This is a genomic window from Terrabacter sp. P2_E3 (assembly GCF_056403915.1).
Genome location: NZ_JBFUEN010000005.1, coordinates 243,104 through 259,059, shown reverse-complemented (window position 1 = coordinate 259,059; position 15,956 = coordinate 243,104). Strand labels below are relative to the sequence as shown.

Below are 15,956 nucleotides of genomic sequence, written 5' to 3'. Positions count from 1 at the left end.
TCACAGCCATGGCGTCAGCCGCCGTACTTCTTGGCGTTGGCCTCGAGGATCTTCGTCGCGCGGCCGGCTGCGTCGGACAGGACCGTCTTCGGGTCCTGCCCGCCGAGCACCGCGGCGTTGACGGCCTTGTCGAACTCCGGCATGGCGTCGCCGATGCCGGCGACGGCCGGCGTGAAGTGCAGGTCGTCGATCTGGCTGGCGAGCGTCGCCTGCTCGGTCAGGGCCTTGAACTCGGCCGACTCGCGGACGGAGTTGCGGGCCGGCACCTGGCCGCCCTTGGCCCACTCGAGGCTCTTCGTGCTGATCCAGTTGAGGAAGACACGGGCCGCGACCTGCTTGTTCGGGTCGGGCGTGCGCATCGTCGGAAGGACGAACTGGTGGGAGCCGGCCCAGGCGGCCTTGGTGCCACCGATGTCGGGCAGCGGCGCCACGCCCCACTGCAGGCCGGACTTCTCCTTGAGGGTGTTGATCGTCCAGATGCCGTTCCAGTTGAAGGCGGTCTTGCCGTTCTGGAGCGCGACGATGTCGGCGTCCTGGGCGATCTTCCCGGCCGAGTATCCCTTCGTGACGAGGTCCTGGAACCACGTGAGCGCCTTGACGCCGGCGTCGTCGGCCCAGAGCACCTGCTTGCCGTCGTCGGAGAAGAGCGAGCCGCCGAACTGGTAGATGAGCGACTGGATCGACAGGCCGCCGGTGAAGGGGAACGGGCTGGCCCAGTGGCCCTCGATGCCCTTGCCCTTCATCGTCTCGAGGGCCGCCATGTAGTCGTCGGCCGTCATCGGCGGCTTCTCGGGGTCGAGGCCGCCCTGCTCCATGACGCTCTTGTTGTAGAAGAAGCCGAGCGGGTGCACGTCGAGCGGGATCGAGTAGCGCTTGCCGTTGTAGACGCCGGCCTTCCACGGCACGGGCGCGAAGTCGCTCTCGTCGAGCTTGAGGGCGGTGGCGACGTCGTCGAGCGGCTGGACGACGTTGCGTGCGGCGTTCGTCGCGACCGAGTCGACGTGCATGATGCCGATGTCGGGGCCCTTGCCGGCCGCGACGGCGGCCGGGAGCTTGGCGTAGTAGTCGGCCCACTGCATCGTGTTCATGCTGACGGCGATGTTGGCGTGCTCCGTGTTGAACTGGTCGACGAGGCGCTTCATGTACGGGCCGTCGCCACCGGTGAAGCCGTTCCAGAACTGGAGGGCCACCTTCGGGCCGCTGTAGCCGGTCGCTCCCCCGCCGGCCGACACGGCAGGAGCCTGGCCGGGGACGCCGCTCGAGCCGGAGCCGCATGCGGCGAGGCCGGCCACGCCGGCGATCCCGAGCGCTCCCGACAGGATCGAGCGCCGCGAGAGCGGGGTGAGGGGTGACTGGGGGCGGGGCGTGGTGTTCGTCATTGAACGGTCCCTTCGGAGAGTCGGATGCAGTGCCAGGAGATGGGCGGCAGGGTTGCCGTGAGGGTGGTGCCGTCGGTGCCGTCGACCGCCGCGTCCCCCGGGCGCGGGGTCACCCGGTCGGGGTGGTCCTCGGTGTTCGTCGCCGAGGGGTCGTCGTCGTGCACCTGGAGGTGCTCGACGAGGGCGTATGCCGTGGGGTGGCCCCCCACGGCGGCCGCGACGTCGAGCGTCAGCTCGGCCGTCTCGGTGCGGCTGCGGTTGACGACGAAGACGGTGAGGTCTCCGGTGTCGGGGTCGTGGGTCGCGGTGACGACGAGCGCGTCGACGGGACCGAAGGCCTGGGTCGGGGTCGCGTCGCAGCGGACGGCGGGGCGCAGCACGGTGCCCCGGGCATACCTCGCCGTGAGCGCGAAGGGGTGGAAGATCGTCTGCTTCCACGCGGCGCCGCCGGGGCGGGTGGCGATGGGAGCGATGACGTTGACGAGCTGCGCCTGGCACGCCATCGAGACGCGATCGGTGTGCTGCAGGAGGGTGATGAGCAGGCTGCCGACGACGACGGCGTCGGTGACGTCGTAGACGTCCTCGATGAGCTCGGGTGCCTCGCGGATCTCGAGGGAGCTCTCGCCGTGGAAGCGCTCCTGGAACCACACGTTCCACTCGTCGAAGGAGACCATGATCCGCTTGTCGGAGCCCTTGACGGCGGCGACGTGGTCAGCCGTCGCCACGACCGACTCGATGAAGCGGTGCATGTCCTCGCCGCTCGCGAGGAAGGAGTCGACGTCGCCGTCGACGGGCTCGTAGTAGGCGTGCGCCGAGACGTGGTCGACGAGGTCGAAGCAGCGCTCGAGGACGACTCGCTCCCACGTGCCGAAGGTCGGCATGCCGCGGTTGGACGAACCGCAGGCGACGAGCTCGAGGCCGGGGTCGACGCGGCGCATGGCGCGCGCGGTCTCCTCGGCGACCCGGGCGTACTCCTCGGCGGTCTTGTGGCCCATCTGCCACGGGCCGTCCATCTCGTTGCCGAGGCACCAGACGCGCACGTCGTGCGGCTCGGGGTGGCCGTTCTTCGCCCGCTGGTCGGGCCACGAGGTGCCGGTCTCGGCGTTGCAGTAGAGGAGCAGGTCGATGGCCTCCTGCACACCACGCGTGCCGAGGTTGACGGCCATCATCGGCTCGACGCCGACGCCGCGGGCCCAGTCGACGAAGTCGTCGGTGCCGACCTGGTTCGTCTCGACGGAGCGCCAGGCGAGGTCGAGCTGCGTGGGACGGTCGGCCTTGGGTCCGACGCCGTCCTCCCACCGGTAGTTCGAGACGAAGTTGCCGCCGGGGTAGCGCACGACGGTGACTCCGAGCTCGCGGACGAGCTGCGCGACGTCGGTGCGGAAGCCCAGCTCGTCGGCATCGGGGTGGTCGGGCTCGTAGATGCCGGTGTAGACGCACCGGCCCATGTGCTCGACGAAGGACCCGAAGGTCCTCGGCCGCACGGGCCCCACCGTGAAGGCGGGGTCCAGCCGCACCGTCGCTCGTCCCATGCGCTCCTCCTTGACCGTCGGCGTCGGGTCGCACCGTGATGTACAACGGTTACCCATTTGCATCTGGGCTGAAAATTACAACGGTTACCGAAAAGTGTCCAGAGGTGTCCCGAGGTCATCACGCAGCGGGTCCCCGGGCGCTAGCCTGTTCCTCGACGGGGGCACACGGGTGCACTCAGGGGCAGTCAGGAGCCGGACAGGGCTCCGCACGGACGGAGGCACGGTTGGCGGCGCGGCTGCGGGACGTGGCGGAGCGTGCGGGAGTGTCGGTCAAGACCGCCTCCAACGTGCTCAACCACCACCCCCACGTGAAGGCCAGCACGCGCGAGCGCGTCGAGGCCGCCATGGCCGAGCTGCACTACCGCCCCAACCTGTCGGCGCGCAGCCTCAAGCACGGCCGCGCCGGGTTCCTCGCCCTCGCCGTGCCGGCGATGGACTCGCCCTACTTCGCCGAGCTCGCGGCGCGCATCACCGAGGAGGCGGCCGCCCTCGGCTTCATCGTCCTGCTCGACGTGACGGGAGGCGACGCCGACGCCGAGCGCGTCGTCCTCGAAGGCATGCGCTCGCACGTCATCGACGGCGTCATCTTCTCGCCGCTCGCCCTCTCCCCCGACGAGATCAGCCGGCGCGCTGACATCCTGCCCATGGTGCTGCTCGGCGAACGGCCCGTCCCCACGGGCTTCGACCACATCGCGGTCGACTCCGTCGCTGCCGCGAGAGCTGCCACGGAACACCTTGTGGCGCAAGGACGCCGGCGCATCGCAGCCGTCGGGCGCGAGACGATGAGGGGCACCGCCTCCGCTCGTCTGCGCGGCTACCGCCAGGCGCTCAAGGGCGCCGGCCTCCCCTACGACCCCGACCTCGTCATCGGCGTGCCCCACTTCGAGCGCGCCGACGGCCACGCCGCGATGCAACGGCTGCTCGCGCTGCCCGAGCCTCCCGACGCCGTCTTCTGCTTCAACGACCTCATGGCCATCGGCGCCCTGCGCGCCTGCGTCGAGGCCGGCGTGGACGTGCCGGGCGAGGTCGCCATCGTCGGGTTCGACGACATCGCCGAGACCCGCTACTCCAACCCGACGGTCACGACGATCTCGCCCGACCTCACCGGCCTGGCGCGAGCCGCGCTCGAGCTGCTGTCACGCCGCATCGACGGCGAGCGCGGTGACGCCGAGGAGGTCGAGGTGGCGTGGACGCTCGAGGCGCGCGAGACGACGCTCGGGGTCCCGGCCCGTCGGCACCGCCCGGCGGCGACCCAGGGCTGAGCCGGAGCGCTCAGTCGGCCGAGCTCGACGTCGCCGCAGCCGGGTCGGCCAGGGCGGCCGCGGGGGCGGCCGACGGAGGCTGGACCGGGAGCGTGACGCGGTAGGTCCGGGTGACGCTCGTGCCGACGCAGGGGGTGGAGGCCCTGGCGTCCGTGCCCGCCTTGCCCGTGGCGCCCGCGGCGCCCGCGGTGCTCGCGGTGCTCGTGCCGCTCGTCGTCGTGTAGCTCGCCGTGACGTCGGCCGTGACCACCTTCGCGGCAGAGAAGGCCGGCACGAGGAAGCGCACGGCGGTGTAGTCGTGGACGGATGCCGCGAGACGGTCCTGACGGTAGAAGGAGGAGTAGCCGCCGGTGTTGACCGGGTAGCCGACGTCGGCACCGTCCGCCGTCACCGTCACGGCCACCGAGCAGACGGGGGCGTCCGTCGTCCACGGGATCCGCACCCACGACTGCTGTCCGGCCACGACGGCGCCGAGCGCCCGGGTGACGGGCCGCAGGCCCGTGGAGACGCTGGCGTCCACGAGGTCGCTCTCCGCCGCTAGAGGCGTGACCGGCGCGGCCGGTGCGCTGCTCACGGCCGCCGCTGCGCGTGGCGCCGGCGTGGGCGCCGGTTCCATCGACTGGGCCCCGAGGACGACGGCGCCGGCTCCCACCGCGACCAGGACGGCACGACCGAGCAGCGTGCGGCGCGCCTGGGCGGGGGCAGACATGGGCGGTCCTCCGGGGACGGTCGGTCACGTGACGGCGCCGGGACCGGCGCCGCTGCCCCAGTGTGTCGAGGTCGCCGCAAGGGCAGCCGCGATAAGCAGCAGGAATCCCGCAAGGTCGGCGCAAGAGCAGCCCGGACCGGCGTCAGTCCCTAGGAGCTGAGGCGCCGGATCCCGCTGCGCGAGCGGCCTGCTCGACGCGCTCGCGGTGGGCCGCCCATTCGGCCGCGTCGTCGCTCGTCGACACCGGGTCGTCGCCGACGACGCCGTCGACCTGCTCCCGGAGGATGTCGGCGTGGCCGACGTGACGGTTGGTCTCGGTGAGGACGTGCACCATGAGGTTGAAGAGCATGACGTCCGGCCGGGGCCACCACGGCACGTGGCCGGGCGCGTCGATCGGCAGCGCCTCGATCGTCGCGTCGGCGTGGGCGCAGGCGCGGCGGTAGCGCTCGACGACCTCGGCCCGCGACTCGTCCACCCTGACCCACAGCTGGTCCCGGCTCACGAAGCCCGGGTCGTCGAACTGCGGCAGCGGCTCGGGGAAGGGCCGGCCCACGATGCCGCCGAGGTAGCGCGCCTCGGACAGCGTGAGGTGCTTGACGAGGCCGAGCAGGTTCGTGCCGGTCGTCGTCAGGGGTCGGCGTGCGTCGTACTCCGAGACCCCGTCCAGCTTCTGCAGCAGGGAAGCCCGGACCCATCGCAGGTTGTCGTGGAGGTACGCCTTGGCGAAGTCGTCGATCACGGGGCCCAGCCTCGCACGCGGGCACCTCGCTCACCCGTCGTGCGGCGCGGTCACACGGACCGGAAGAACCGCAGGTAGAAGGCCCCGAACACGAGGACGATGCCCACGTTGACCATGAGCCGCGCCCACACGTGGTCCCGGAAGAAGAGGACGTCGACGGCCACGACGACGGCCACCATCACGAGCGCGTAGAGCACGCCGAGCACGGGCCGTCCCATACCCCCAGTCCTACTCCCGATGTCCGCCGGAAGCCATGAGGTATGCCGTCAGCTCGGCCGGGTGCGAGAGCGCGGCCAGGTGCCCGCCGGGCACGAGGTCGATGTCGAGTCCCAGCCGGTCGCGCGCCACGCGACGCTGGAGGTCGACCGGGAAGAAGCGGTCGTCGGCGCCGGCGACGACGCGGATCGGCACGTCGGGCCAGGCGTCGATGGCGCACGGCGTCTCGAAGGCACGCTCGGCCTCGGGACGCTGGTGCTCCTCGCCACTCGCCGCGACCGCCGGGTCGACGTCGTGGAGGAAGTACGTGTCGAGGTCGAACTCCTCGCTCCACCCACCGGCGCGGGCCGCCGCGACCCGGGCCTCCTCGCACCGCACGGCGTCCCACCACGCCCCGGCGGTCTCGCCCGGCAGCGGGACCATGGCGTTGAGCAGGACGATGCCGGCCACGGGCCGCCGCGCGGCCACCATCGGCACGGTGAAGCCGCCCATCGACTGCCCGACGACCACGACGTCGTCACGGCCGTCGACCGCCGAGGTCACGAGGGCGGCATACTCCGGCAGCCCCGCCTCCGGGTCGTCGGCGGGCAGCTCGACGGCGACGGCCTCGTGGCCGGCGTCCTCGAGGAGCGGCACGACCTGGTGCCAGTACCAGGCGGCGCCACCGGCGCCGGGGACGAGCGCGAATGTGGTCACTGTCCACATGCTAGCCCTCGACGGCGCCCGTGGGGCCGTGCGATCGTGGCCCCATGGCTGACGACCCCTCGATCCAGGACCGCATCGGCTCACTCATCGACGAGGAGCACCGGCTGCGCTCCGCCCTGCAGGCCGGCGACATCACCGTCGACGAGGAGCACGCCCGACTGCGCAGCGTCGAGGTCGAGCTCGACCAGTGCTGGGACCTGCTGCGTCAGCGACGGGCGCGGCGCGAGTTCGGCCAGGACCCCGACGGCGCCGAGGTGCGCTCCGAGCGCACCGTCGAGGGCTACACCGGCTGACCGCCCCGAACACGCCTCAGATCGTGAGGCCGTGGCCGAAGGCGAAGAGCGGGTCGTCGTAGCCCGGCACGTCCTCGCCGTGCGCCCGCACCTGGTCCATCGACCGCGGGAGGTCGAAGGGCAGCCGCCCCTCGGGCGCGATGGTGCCGGTGACGGCGTCGAGCAGGGCGTCGTCGCTGCTGCCGTAGCTGCCGACGACGGCCGACGCGAAGCGCAGCAGCGGGGTGACGACGGCCGGCCGGTCGAGCACGACGTCGACGACGAGCGGGCAGACCGCGGCGATCCGCTCGAGCCGGGCGACGAGGCCGGGCGGGAAGTCGAGCGAGCCCTGGTGGAACCACGACTCGAGGAAGAGGTCCGACCGCGGGTCGAACGGGGCGTTGAGCCGCACGACGGCGACGTCGGCGTCCTCGGGCCGGTCGACGAGCTTGCCGTGCCGGACGACCGCCTCGGGTGAGACGCGCTCGGCGTAGATGCGCAGGCCCTGCTCGAGCGGGAGCCGATCGTCCTCGTTGTGCAGCACGGTCACCGAACGGGCCTGGGCGGCATACCCCTCCTCGCGGAAGTCACCCCGGCCCACGGTCGTGGCGGCGGCGTCCTCGTCGACGTAGGGGTCGTCGAACAGCCCCAGACGGAACTTCACGGCGAGGATGCGGCGCGCCGACTCGTCGACCCGGGCCTCGGTGACCCGACCCTGGGCGACGAGGTCGAGGAGGATGTCGACGCACTCCTCGCCGCCGAACTGGTCGGCACCGGCCTCGAGGATCAGCTCCATGCGGCCGTGCGGGTCGAGGTGCTCGACGCCCCACGCGCGCGCCGGGAGCACCTGGTCACCGACGTGGTTGTCGTTGACGAGCTCCCAGTCCGTGACGACGACGCCGTCGTAGCCGAGCTTCTCGCGGAGCAGGCCGGTGACGACCTGCCTGTTGTAGCCGAAGCCGATCGGCTCGATCTCGACGCCGTCGACGACGAGGTCGACCGGCATCCCGTAGTACGGCATGATCCCCGCGGTGCCGGCCTCGATGATCGGCGGGAACGGCTTGAGGTGGTCGGCGAATCGCCCACCGGGATAGACCTGCTCGCGGCCGTAGGGGAAGTGCGCGTCCTCGCCGTCCTTCTGCGGACCGCCGCCGGGGAAGTGCTTGCTCGTGCACGCGACACTGCCCGCACCGAGCGAATCTCCTTGGAAACCCTTGAGATACGCCACTCCGAGCTCGGTCACGAGGTCGGGGTCCTGGCCGAAGGTGCCGGCCTGGCGCGCCCAGCGCGGCTCGGTCGCGAGGTCGAGCGTCGGGTGCAGGGCGGCCCGGATGCCGACGGCGGCATACTCCTGGCGGGCGATGTCGGCGAAGCGCCGCACCGCGTCCGCGTCGCGCAGCGCCGCGAGCCCCAGCGGCTCGGGCCACTGCGAGAACGCGCCCGCGGAGAAGGAGACCCCGACGTTCTCGATGAACGCGTGCCGCGGGTCGGTCGACACCGTCACGGGTATGCCGTGTGGCGTGCGCTCGGCGAGCGCCTGCAGCGCGTTGCTCCACCGGGCCGCCATCCGCGGGTCGTCGAGCGCGTGGACGTTGAAGTGGTTGAGGTGCTTGTCGAGCACGACCGTGCTCGTCGGCGACTTGCTGATGGTGCCCGGGTGCTCGAGCACCGTGCCGTCCGAACCGGCCTCGATGACGGTCTGGAACATCAGACCGACCTTCTCCTCGAGGGAGAGCCGGCCGAGCAGGTCCTCGACCCGCTCCTCGACGGTCAGGCGTGGGTCCTCGTAGGGATCCATCCGGCCGTTGCCGTTGAGGTCGCGGTAGGCGACGCCGTCCTCGGAGGTGGAGAGCTCGGGGCGCACGGGTGTGCCTTTCGTCGGTGCGGGAAGTTCATACGCGGGTCAGGCGATCGGGCTCGCGCCGAACTCCTCGACACCGATGACCGGGCGCAGGGCGCGCTCGACGGCCGTGGTGCTGAAGGCGCGACGGAGGACGTCGTTGCCGAGCACGTTGCCCGCGGCGCCCATGACCATGGCCTGGTCGAGCGAGAGGTAGCGGCGGGCGACGGTCCCCGACCGGACGGCCACGGCGTCGAAGAAGCCACCGCGGTCGTAGGAGTGGAAGTCGGCCTTGAGGTTGGCGAGGTTGGTGAACGCCTCGTCCGGCTCGTGCATCATCGCGAGGAACGCCGCGTGCGGCGTGACGACGCCGTCGCCGTAGGTCGGGCTCGGGTTCGTCGCCGCCCGGCAGTCACCGAAGCCGGGGTCGTAGTTCGTGCTCTCCTGGTCGGACATGTAGCCCGTCGGGTTGAGCCCGAGAGCGTCGACGCCGTACTCCCGGTAGCCGCCCTTGGGGTTGCTCGACGGGCTGAAGCCCCAGTAGCCGTAGCCGGCGTCGATGAGCCCGTGCTCCCGCTGCGCCCGGACGTGGAGCGGGTGGTTGCGACCCCACGATCGGGGCGCCCAGGCGGCCTCGTCGACGAAGACGTCGGGCATGAGCTCCTCGAACATCGAGCCGCCCCAGCCGGGCACGATGTGCATACCGCGGTAGGTGTACGCACCCTCGTAGACGTCGAGGCCGTAGTAGGTGCGGTTCTCGCCGACCGGCTGCATCTCGTGCCACGACCAGTCGCACGTCGCGGGGAAGGTGCGCCACATCGCGAAGTACTGCTTGGCCGGCACCTGGCCGGTGATGATGCCGAGGTAGCTCGTGATGCGGGTCTCCGACACCGTCGTGTCGTAGTGGTGCGTCGTGAGCCAGACGGGGTCGCCGCCGATGTGGGTGCCCTGGTAGGTGCCGCCGGGGCGACCGTCCTCGTAGGGGTAGAAGCCGCCGTGGATGAGGCCACCCGGACGCACCTGGTGCGCGGGGTCGCTGTTGTCGTTGTAGAAGGAGTCCCAGCGCATCCGGCCGAAGATCCTCTTGGCCCACGGAGCGGCCGCGGCGTCGGAGCCGGCGACAACGAGCAGCGCGGCGCCAAGCCAGCCATTGTCGACGCTCGAGCAGAAGGGGACGACCTTGTCGCCCGAGTCCGGCCACGTGTGCAGCGCCTTGGCGGTCGCCTCGTCGTACCAGTTGTAGTACATGCCGCTCGGCGTGTGGTGCTCCATCCGCTCCACCGTCTTGAGCGTGCGGATGAGGCGGGCCGACGCCTCGCCACGGGTGATGATGCCGAGCTCGCGGGCGACGACGGTCGACCAGAGGTAGCCACCGATGTTGGTCGGCGACGTGTAGCTGGAGCGGTCGCCGGCGGCGAGCGACGCGGGGATGTTGTCGGCCGGCAGACCGGTCCTCGGGTCGGTCATCGCGACGAGGCTGCGCCACGTGTCGGCCGCCCACGTGCGCACCGTGGCGCTCTCGAGGGAGCGGACGGCATTCGGGCCCGTCGACCGCAGGAAGGCGGGCGCCTGGCGCGCGCCGGTCGTCGACGCGGACGCCGACGGTGCGAGCGCGAAGGCGGCGACGGAGGCCGCGCCCCCGACGAGCATCGAGCGGCGGCTGGGGGTGTAGAGCTTCTTCTCGGACATGGTGCAGTGCTCCTGTTTCCGGGGTGGGAGGCCTACTTGAGGCCGGTGGTGGCGATGCCCTCGATGAAGCGCTTCTGGAAGATGAGGAAGACGACGAGGATCGGGATGATGACGACGGTGGCGCCGGCGAGCAGCAGCCCGTAGTTCGTGCTGTTCTGGCCGGTCGAGTAGAGGGCCAGGGCCACCGGGAGGGTGTACTTGTCCTCGGACTGCGCCACGACGAGCGGCCACAGGAAGTTGTTCCAGCTGCCGAGGAAGGTCAGGATGCCGAGCGTCGCGAGCGCAGGACCGCAGAGCGGCAGGATGATCTTCCAGAAGATCCGCAGCTCACCGGCACCGTCGACGCGCCCTGCGTCGAGCAGGTCCCTCGGCAGGCCGAGGATGAACTGGCGCATGAGGAAGACGCCGAACGGGCTGACGAGGAACGGCAGGAAGAGGCCGGGCAGGGTGTTGACGAGTCCGGCGTTCGCGACGAGCACGAAGAGCGGCACGAAGGTCACGACGCCCGGGATCATGAGCGTGCCCATGACCGCGATGAAGATCGCCTTCTTGCCCCTGAAGTCGAGCATCGCCAGGGCATAGCCGAGCATCGAGCAGAAGACGAGGTTGCCGGCCGTCACGACGACGGCGACGACGATCGAGTTCGTGAAGAACTGTCCGAAGTTCAGCTTGCTGAACAGCTGCGTGTAGTTGTCGAGCGAGGCGCTCTCGGGCAGCCACGTCGGCGGGATCTGGCGCAGCTCGCCCTCACCCTTGAAGCTGCCGAGCACCATCCAGACGAACGGTGCGATGACGGCGACGAGCGCGACGGTCAGCAGCACGTAGAGCCACCAGCGGCTGCCCTGGCTCGAGCCGACCATGCCGGACCCGGTCCTGCTCGCCTTCGCCTTCGGTGCCGGGGCCGGAGCGGTCGGCCCGGTCGGCCGCGGTGCGGTGTCGACGGACATGTCAGGTCCTCTCTCGGAGCAGGCGGAACTGCAGGGCCGTGACGATCGCGATGACGACGAAGATGATGTAGCTCATCGCCGACGCGAGACCGTAGTTGCCGAAGCCGAACTGCTGGTAGGTGTACATCGACAGCGAGATCGTGCTGTTGAGCGGGCCGCCCTTGGTCATGACGAACGGCTCCTCGAAGAACTGGAGGTAGCCGATGGCCGTCGTGACCATGACGAAGAGCAGGGTCGGTCGCAGCAGCGGCATCGTGACGTGGCGGAACCGCTTCCAGGCGTTGGCGCCGTCGATGGCGGCCGCCTCGTGCAGCTCGGCCGGCACGGCCTGCAGCCCCGCGAGGAAGATGATCATCGCCGTGCCGAAGTTGCGCCACGAGGCCATCATGATGAGCGCCGGCATCGACCAGTTCGGGTCACCGAGCCAGTTGGGACCGGTGATGCCGAACCACCCGAGGGCGGTGTTGATGAGACCGCCCGGGTCCTGCAGGAGGAAGCGCCACACGACGGCCACCGCGACGATCGAGGTGATGACCGGCATGTAGAAGCCGAGGCGGAAGACCGCGCGGAAACGGGTGATCCCCTTGTCGAGCGCGACCGCAGCGGCGAGCGCCACGACGAGCGTCAGCGGCATACCGACGAGGACGAAGTACGCCGTGTTGGCGGCGGCCTTGCGGAAGGTCGGGTCCGACAACGCCTTGGTGAAGTTGTCGAGGCCGACGATGTTGACGCTGAAGGGGTGTCGCAGGTCGCGGGCCTTGGTGTCCGTGATGCTCATGAAGAGCGACTGGACCACCGGCCAGGCGGTGAAGGCGAGGAAGAGCAGGCAGAAGGGGATCGCGAGGATCCAGGCCGCCCGCCCCTCCCGACGGCGGGCCGATCCGACCCGGCCGGGGGAGCCTCCGTCGCCCGCCCCCCGGGACGACCCGTTCGTGGGTCGTCCCGGGGCGGTGACCGGAGGTGGCGTCACGGGTCCGGCGGGGGACCCGGTCGTGCCGGTCTGGGCGGTCATCGGATCACATTCCCGTGCCGATGGACTCGGCCTGCTGCTGGGCCGTCTTGAGTCCGGTGGCCGGGTCCTCGCCGGTCTTGGTGACCTTCTCCATCTCGGTGTCGAGCCCCTTGACGGCCTGCTCCCACGTCGGGAACGACGGCGGCGCCTTGGCGGTCTCGAGCTGCTTGCCGAAGACGGCGAGCTTCTTGTCCGAGGCGAGCGCGGGGTCCTGCCAGGCGCTCTTGACCGACGGGAGGTCGGTCGAGATGGTGTACCACTTCGACTGGACCTTGGGGTCGGCGAGCCACTGGACGAACTTCCAGGCGGTGTCGCGGTTCTTCGTGTTCTTGAAGACGACGAAGTTCGAGCCACCGACGAACGACGACGACCCGGCCGAACCGGCGGGGATCGGGGCGACGTTGTACTTGTCCTTGAAGCCGGCGCCGCCGACCTTCTCGACCGCGGACATCATCCACGGGCCGGAGATGAACATCGGGACCTTGCCGCTCGCGAAGTCGGGCTCGGTCGTCGGGGTCGCCGGGGCGCTCTTGTTGGAGATGCCGTCGGTGAAGTACGACTGGTAGTACTTCGCAGCCTTGACCATCTCGGGGCTGTCGAAGTTGTACGCCTTGCCGCCGTCCTTCGTGAGGTCGGCGCCGTCGCTCCAGGCGAACGGCATGAGGGTCTGCCACGAGCCCTCGCCACCGGCCTGGAGGCCGATGCCGTACTGCGCGCCGGCCTTGGTCTGCATGGCCTTGGCCATGTCCTTGAGGCCCTGCGCGTCGGTGGGCACGCTGTCGTAGCCGGCCTTCTTGGCGAGGTCGGTGCGGTAGAAGAGGACGCGGGTCTCGACGTACCAGGGGATGCCGTAGGACGTGCCGTTGACCTCGGTGGTCTTCTGCGCACCCTCGAAGAAGGCGGACGTGTCGATCTGCGCCGGCGTCGGGTCGATGGCGTCGCTGCTCGCGAACTCGCCCATCCACGTGGTGCCGACCATGGCGACGTCCGGCGTGTTGCCGGAGGCGATCGAGGCCGTGAACTTGTCGTGCGCGGCATCCCACGGGATGGCCGTGACTTGCACCTTGACGCCGGGGTTGGCGGCCTCGAAGTCCTTCGTCAGCTTGGGCAGGTTGTCCCCCTCGGCACCCATCGCCCAGACGGTGATCGTGCCGGTGGCCTTGCCGGTGCTGACCGCGGCGCCTGTCTGACCGGCGGTGGTGCCGCCGTTCTCGGCGCTGCGACCGCAGGCGGTCACGGTGAGGGCCGCGGCAGTCATGCACGCGACCGTGATGGCTGTGGTGCGTCTCATCGGTGTCTCACTTTCTCGGGTGTCTCCGACATCGGTGTCGGGGGTTGGGGAGGGACGGACGGGGGCAGGGGGATGGCGGTGGAGGAGCCTGGCGGGTCGCGCTCAGCGGGTGGGGCAGCCGCAGGACCCGCGGATGACCACTTCCGTCGGCAGGATCTGCGGCTCGAGCCGCGGCAGTGCGCCGGAGACCCGCTGGTGCAGGCGCTCGGCGGCGATGACGCCGAGCTCGTGGACGGGCTGGCGCACGGTGGTGAGGCCGGGGCGCACGTAGCGGGACGTCATGACGTCGTCCCAGCCGACGACGGCGATCTCGCCGGGGACCTCGCGGCCGGCGTCCTGGAGGTGGCTCATGATCGCGAGGGCGAGCTCGTCGTTGGCGCAGACGAGGGCGTCGGCCTCGATCTCGCCGGCGAGGATGCGCTCGGCGACGGCCTCGCCCTCCCCCTCGCGGAACGGGACGCGGACGGGGGCTGCGGGCTCGAGGCCGCGCGCCCGGTGGGCGGCGACGAAGCCGGCGTGGCGCTCGGCGATGTCGGGTGCGCCCTCGGGGTCACCGACGAAGACGAGGCGCGTGCGGCCGTGGGCGAGCACGTGCTCGGTGAGCTGCTCGGCGCTGTGGGCGTTCTCGGCGCGGACGCTCTCGATGCCCTCCTGGGGCGTGCCCGCGATGATGACGACGGGCTTCTGGCCGTGCAGGGCCCGGGCGACGGCGGGCGGCATGGCGGCCGAGCCGAGCACGGCGATGGCGTCGACGCGGGTGGCGAGCTGGCGCACGGCGCGAGCGAGGTCGGCCTTGCCGTCGGTGAGCATCAGGGTGACGCTCTGGCCGAGCTCGGCGGCCCGCGACTCGAAGCCCATGAGCAGCTCGGAGTAGTAGGGACCGGTGAGCTCGGGCAGCACGAGACCGTGTGCCTCGTGATGGCGCACGGCGAGGCTGCGGGCGGCGCCGAGCGGCACGTAGTTGAGCTGGTCGACGGCGTCGAGGACCTTCTGGGCCGTCGTCGACGACACGGTGCCGGCGCCCTGGAGGACGCGGGAGACGGTGGCGATCGAGACGCCGGCGCGCTCGGCGACGGAGTAGATGGTGGCGCCCGCCGAGGCCGCGCCGTCCGGGTGCTTGCGTGCTGTCGCCATGGGTCCCACCTCTCGCGTCTCGTCGTTGAGTGATGTGTCGCGACCAGGCCCCTGACCGGGTATCCCCGGCCCTGTAAGCGCTTACATCTGCACCTCCATACTGCACAGGTCAGCGCGGGGGCGCAAGACCCGCCCCTCGCTGCGGACAGCCCTGAGGGGCCGGGCGGGCGTCGACGACACCCCTCCCGGCCCCTCGTCACAGGACGTCGCCGACGCCGATCGCGTATGCCGTCACGCCCCGTCGGAGCAGTCGCCCCGTCACCTTGTGGATGGAGCGGGTTCGACTGTGGCACAGGCGAACTCGATATGCTCGGTCACTCGTCGGACGTGATCCACCGCCCGTCGAGCATCATGTCGCGGCCGCGCAGCTCGTTCTCCTCGCGCCAGGCCTGGATGCGGCTCGGGACGACCCGGAAGAAGAGGTACGAACCCGAGGTCTCCCGAGGGTCGAATCCGGTCCGCTGGGCGAAACGGTCGGCCTCCGCTGGCTCGAGCGCGGTGGTCGGGACCACCTCGACGGACCCGTCGACCATGACGACGTCACGCGTCGCGCCGAGCCCGATCCGCACCCCTGCGCCGGACGCCAGACCGCGTCCCGCGACGCTGCGCTCACCCGTCGAGAGCAGCATCGCGCGCCCGTCCCAGTCGAACGACAGGGGCACGAGGTGCGGTGCGCCGGTGGCGGGATCGGTCGTCGCGACCCAGCAGTCGATCTCCCGGCCCAGCAGCTCTCGGGTGTCCCGGACCCGCTGTGCGGTCGGTCGCGGCGGCGGAGGGGACGCGGGCACCTCGGCGGGCGGACGGCATACGCCCTCGGTGCTGTCGGTGACGTCGTCGGCCGTCATCCCTGCATCACGCCGATCATGTTGCCGTCGGCATCGAGGAGCACGGCCACGGTGCGCCCGCCTCCGACGGCGGTCGGCTGCTGGCTGACGGTCGCGCCGGCCGCGGTGAGCGCGGCGACGGTCGCCTCGAGGTCGTCGACCGACCAGTAGGGCGTCGCGCCGGTCAGGCCCTTGCGGTGCCCGTTCGGGTCGAGGGCGATCTCCTGGCCGTCGACGGAGTAGCCGACGTAGTAGGACTCGTCGGTGTGTGGCTCGGTGCCGAGAAGGGTCGTGAAGACCTGCTTCGCGGCGGCGAGGTCGGCGACGGGGTAGATGAGGGTGTTCACGGCGGACATCTTGGACTCCTGGTGAGTGATCGCGGTGGGTTGCCGAGCGGTGGTGGTG

16 protein-coding genes are annotated in these 15,956 nt (G+C 71.0%); 2 read left to right on the top strand and 14 right to left on the bottom strand.

The features are described 5' to 3' along the window. Window positions 1-14: 14 nt before the first annotated feature. Both AC1DW8_RS08990 and arfA read right to left on the bottom strand, forming a co-directional pair. A complete protein-coding gene (locus AC1DW8_RS08990) occupies window positions 15-1,379 on the bottom strand; it encodes an ABC transporter substrate-binding protein (RefSeq protein WP_056779059.1) in 1,365 nt (454 codons plus the stop codon). Continuing rightward, on the bottom strand, window positions 1,376-2,911 hold the full coding sequence (gene arfA, locus AC1DW8_RS08985) for an arabinosylfuranosidase ArfA (protein ID WP_056822944.1): 1,536 nt from the start codon (window positions 2,909-2,911) through the stop codon (window positions 1,376-1,378). The genes AC1DW8_RS08990 and arfA overlap by 4 nt, the downstream gene beginning before the upstream one ends. A 245-nt stretch (window positions 2,912-3,156) precedes the next feature. On the opposite strand from arfA, the gene AC1DW8_RS08980 reads away from it, so the two are divergent. Next, window positions 3,157-4,173: a LacI family DNA-binding transcriptional regulator gene (locus AC1DW8_RS08980; RefSeq protein ID WP_255358373.1), complete on the top strand. Its 1,017-nt coding sequence runs from the start codon at window positions 3,157-3,159 to the stop codon at window positions 4,171-4,173. A gap of 10 nt (window positions 4,174-4,183) precedes the next feature. Here AC1DW8_RS08980 and AC1DW8_RS08975 read toward each other — a convergent pair whose 3' ends face one another. The 4 genes from AC1DW8_RS08975 to AC1DW8_RS08960 all read right to left on the bottom strand — a co-directional run bounded on the left by AC1DW8_RS08975 (window position 4,184) and on the right by AC1DW8_RS08960 (window position 6,542). Beyond that, complete coding sequence (locus AC1DW8_RS08975; RefSeq protein ID WP_056822951.1) at window positions 4,184-4,882, bottom strand: hypothetical protein; 699 nt, start codon at window positions 4,880-4,882, stop codon at window positions 4,184-4,186. Between the two features lie 142 nt (window positions 4,883-5,024). Beyond that, the gene (locus AC1DW8_RS08970; protein WP_056823852.1) at window positions 5,025-5,621 is read right to left on the bottom strand and encodes a DinB family protein; all 597 of its coding nucleotides are present in this window, start codon (window positions 5,619-5,621) and stop codon (window positions 5,025-5,027) included. 50 nt (window positions 5,622-5,671) lie between these two features. After that, complete coding sequence (locus AC1DW8_RS08965; RefSeq protein ID WP_200958960.1) at window positions 5,672-5,839, bottom strand: hypothetical protein; 168 nt, start codon at window positions 5,837-5,839, stop codon at window positions 5,672-5,674. A gap of 10 nt (window positions 5,840-5,849) precedes the next feature. After that, on the bottom strand, window positions 5,850-6,542 hold the full coding sequence (locus AC1DW8_RS08960; protein WP_478093393.1) for an alpha/beta fold hydrolase: 693 nt from the start codon (window positions 6,540-6,542) through the stop codon (window positions 5,850-5,852). 44 nt (window positions 6,543-6,586) lie between these two features. On the opposite strand from AC1DW8_RS08960, the gene AC1DW8_RS08955 reads away from it, so the two are divergent. After that, window positions 6,587-6,835 (top strand): DUF2630 family protein, encoded by a 249-nt coding sequence (locus AC1DW8_RS08955; protein ID WP_020141871.1) that lies wholly within the window; start codon window positions 6,587-6,589, stop codon window positions 6,833-6,835. Window positions 6,836-6,851: 16 nt separating this feature from the next. On the opposite strand, the gene AC1DW8_RS08950 is transcribed toward AC1DW8_RS08955, so the two are convergent. The 8 genes from AC1DW8_RS08950 to AC1DW8_RS08915 all read right to left on the bottom strand — a co-directional run bounded on the left by AC1DW8_RS08950 (window position 6,852) and on the right by AC1DW8_RS08915 (window position 15,907). Then, on the bottom strand, window positions 6,852-8,678 hold the full coding sequence (locus tag AC1DW8_RS08950) for a glycoside hydrolase family 3 protein (RefSeq protein WP_478093391.1): 1,827 nt from the start codon (window positions 8,676-8,678) through the stop codon (window positions 6,852-6,854). 39 nt (window positions 8,679-8,717) lie between these two features. Next, the gene (locus tag AC1DW8_RS08945; RefSeq protein ID WP_478093388.1) at window positions 8,718-10,343 is read right to left on the bottom strand and encodes a glucoamylase family protein; all 1,626 of its coding nucleotides are present in this window, start codon (window positions 10,341-10,343) and stop codon (window positions 8,718-8,720) included. A 32-nt stretch (window positions 10,344-10,375) separates the two neighbouring features. Beyond that, window positions 10,376-11,290, bottom strand: a complete 915-nt coding sequence (locus tag AC1DW8_RS08940; RefSeq protein ID WP_082622672.1) for a carbohydrate ABC transporter permease — start codon at window positions 11,288-11,290, stop codon at window positions 10,376-10,378. 1 nt (window position 11,291) lies between these two features. Next, a complete protein-coding gene (locus tag AC1DW8_RS08935) occupies window positions 11,292-12,302 on the bottom strand; it encodes a carbohydrate ABC transporter permease (RefSeq protein WP_056779080.1) in 1,011 nt (336 codons plus the stop codon). 4 nt (window positions 12,303-12,306) lie between these two features. Next, window positions 12,307-13,593 carry a sugar ABC transporter substrate-binding protein gene (locus tag AC1DW8_RS08930; protein ID WP_056822963.1) on the bottom strand — a complete coding sequence of 429 codons (1,287 nt, stop codon included), beginning with the start codon at window positions 13,591-13,593 and terminating at the stop codon, window positions 12,307-12,309. A 102-nt stretch (window positions 13,594-13,695) separates the two neighbouring features. After that, a complete protein-coding gene (locus tag AC1DW8_RS08925) occupies window positions 13,696-14,727 on the bottom strand; it encodes a LacI family DNA-binding transcriptional regulator (RefSeq protein WP_478093385.1) in 1,032 nt (343 codons plus the stop codon). Window positions 14,728-15,041: 314 nt separating this feature from the next. After that, window positions 15,042-15,572: a pyridoxamine 5'-phosphate oxidase family protein gene (locus AC1DW8_RS08920; RefSeq protein WP_478093383.1), complete on the bottom strand. Its 531-nt coding sequence runs from the start codon at window positions 15,570-15,572 to the stop codon at window positions 15,042-15,044. Continuing rightward, window positions 15,569-15,907: a VOC family protein gene (locus AC1DW8_RS08915; protein ID WP_056779090.1), complete on the bottom strand. Its 339-nt coding sequence runs from the start codon at window positions 15,905-15,907 to the stop codon at window positions 15,569-15,571. The genes AC1DW8_RS08920 and AC1DW8_RS08915 overlap by 4 nt, the downstream gene beginning before the upstream one ends. Window positions 15,908-15,956 lie beyond the last annotated feature (49 nt).